1 rRNA gene is annotated in these 3,002 nt (G+C 47.0%); it reads right to left on the minus strand.

The annotated features are described in order from the left end of the window. Positions 1–55: 55 nt before the first annotated feature. Positions 56–2,877: ribosomal RNA gene (locus ACFSTE_RS08400) — 23S ribosomal RNA — on the minus strand. Positions 2,878–3,002: the final 125 nt, after the last annotated feature.

The following is a 3,002-nucleotide window of genomic DNA, read 5'->3' on the forward strand; positions in this document are numbered from 1 at the left end:
TAAATAAAAAGCAAAATCATAAAGCAAGTCTTCACCCCGACAATAAAGCCGGGGTGCGCATAAGCCTATGGGTTATTAGTACTACTCGGCTATGACATTACTGCCTTTACACCTATAGCCTATCAACGTGATCGTCTATCACGACCCTTTAAAGAAATCTCATCTTGTGGTGGGTTTCGCGCTTATATGCTTTCAGCGCTTATCCCTTCCGAACGTAGCTACTCTGCAGTGCTCCTGGCGGAACAACAGATACACCAGCGGTTCGTCCAACTCGGTCCTCTCGTACTAAAGTCAGATCCACTCAAATTTCTAACGCCCACTACAGATAGAGACCGAACTGTCTCACGACGTTCTGAACCCAGCTCGCGTGCCACTTTAATGGGCGAACAGCCCAACCCTTGGGACCTTCTCCAGCCCCAGGATGTGACGAGCCGACATCGAGGTGCCAAACCCCCCCGTCGATGTGAGCTCTTGGGGGAGATCAGCCTGTTATCCCCGGAGTACCTTTTATCCTTTGAGCGATGGCCCTTCCATACGGAACCACCGGATCACTATGCTCTACTTTCGTACCTGATCGACTTGTAGGTCTCTCAGTCAAGCTCCCTTATGCCATTGCACTCTACGCACGATTACCAACCGTACTGAGGGAACCTTTAGAAGCCTCCGTTACTCTTTTGGAGGCGACCACCCCAGTCAAACTACCCACCAAGCACTGTCCTCATCTCTGAGTTAGGCTTCGAATAAGCAAAGGGTGGTATTTCAACAATGACTCACACACGCCTGGCGACGCATGATCGAAGTCTCCCACCTATCCTACACATTACTTATCCAAAGTCAATACTAAGCTATAGTAAAGGTTCACAGGGTCTTTTCGTCCCGTAGCGGGTAACCGGCATCTTCACCGATACTACAATTTCACCGAGCTCATGGCTGAGACAGTGTCCAGATCGTTGCACCATTCGTGCAGGTCGGAACTTACCCGACAAGGAATTTCGCTACCTTAGGACCGTTATAGTTACGGCCGCCGTTTACCGGGGCTTCAATTCAATGCCTCGCCGAAGCTAACATCTCCTCTTAACCTTCCGGCACCGGGCAGGTGTCAGGCCATATACGTCATCTTTCGATTTAGCATAGCCCTGTGTTTTTGATAAACAGTCGCCTGGACCTATTCACTGCGGCCCTGATTGCTCAGGGCGACCTTTCTCCCGAAGTTACAGGTCTATTTTGCCTAGTTCCTTAGCCATGAATCTCTCGAGCACCTTAGAATTCTCATCCCAACTACCTGTGTCGGTTTACGGTACGGGCTGCAGCCACTCGCTTTTCTTGGTAGTCGATTCGCTAAACTATCACATTAACCGAAGTCTCTGTGTACTATCAGGGTATTACTACTCCCTTCAACGTACTATTCCGTCAGTACGCGTTAACTTCTCGCCTACGTCACTTTTAACGTGGTGCAGGTACAGGAATATTAACCTGTTGTCCATCCACTACCCCTTTCGGGTTCGCGTTAGGGCCCGACTAACCCTCAGCTGATTAGCATAGCTGAGGAAACCTTAGTCTTTCGGTGGGCAGGTTTCTCGCCTGCCTTATCGTTACTTATGCCTACATTTTCTTTTGTAGATACTCCAGCAAGAATCGCCTCTCACCTTCAACGCAACTACAATGCTCCCCTACCACAGATATTTCTGTCCATAGCTTCGGTAATATGTTTATGCCCGATTATTATCCATGCCAAACCGCTCGACTAGTGAGCTGTTACGCACTCTTTAAATGAATGGCTGCTTCCAAGCCAACATCCTAGCTGTCTAAGCAGTTCAACCGCGTTTATTCAACTTAACATATATTTAGGGACCTTAGCTGATGGTCTGGGTTCTTTCCCTCTCGGACATGGACCTTAGCACCCATGCCCTCACTGCTGATAAACATTTTATAGCATTCGGAGTTTGTCAGGAATTGGTAGGCGGTGAAGCCCCCGCATCCAATCAGTAGCTCTACCTCTATAAAACTATATCAACGCTGCACCTAAATGCATTTCGGGGAGTACGAGCTATTTCCGAGTTTGATTGGCCTTTCACCCCTACCCTCAGGTCATCCCAAGACTTTTCAACGTCAACGGGTTCGGTCCTCCACTTTGGGTTAACAAAGCTTCAACCTGCCCAAGGGTAGATCACACGGTTTCGCGTCTACTCAACCTAACTTAAACGCCCTATTCAGACTCGCTTTCGCTACGGATACAGTGCTGAACACCTTAACCTTGCTAGATAAAGTAACTCGTAGGCTCATTATGCAAAAGGCACGCCGTCACCTTAATAGGCTCCGACCGCTTGTAAGCGTATGGTTTCAGGATCTTTTTCACTCCCTTATTTAGGGTTCTTTTCACCTTTCCCTCACGGTACTGGTTCACTATCGGTCTCTCAGGAGTATTTAGCCTTAGCGGATGGGCCCGCCAAATTCAATCAGGATTACACGTGTCCCGACCTACTCAGGATACTACTATCAATAAGAAGCTTACCTATACGGGACTATCACCCTCTATGGTATGTCTTTCCAAACATTTCTAATTCAATCCTTATCAAATATTGTAGTCCTATAACCCCTATATAGCCGTAGCTATATAGGTTTGGGCTGCTCCGCGTTCGCTCGCCACTACTAGCGGAATCACTGTTGTTTTCTTCTCCTCCGGGTACTTAGATGTTTCAGTTCTCCGGGTTTGCCCTCCTTACGGAGTGATATATCTTCAATATACCGGGTTGCCCCATTCGGATATCTACGGATCAATCTGTATGTGCCAGTCCCCGTAGCTTTTCGCAGCTTATCACGTCCTTCTTCGCCTCTGAGAGCCTAGGCATTCCCCATACGCCCTTAATTAGCTTATGCGTTTTGCTTTTATGCTCTTTAGTTTTTATTTACTATATTTTTTTTAACACACTTTTTTGTGCGCTCGTATTATTTTGATCAATATGTCAATGAACGTTATAAAACAGATAATTAATTTTAAAAAT

Origin of the sequence: Aquimarina hainanensis (genome assembly GCF_042684685.1) — a bacterium.
Classification (GTDB): Bacteria; Bacteroidota; Bacteroidia; order Flavobacteriales; family Flavobacteriaceae; genus Aquimarina; species Aquimarina hainanensis.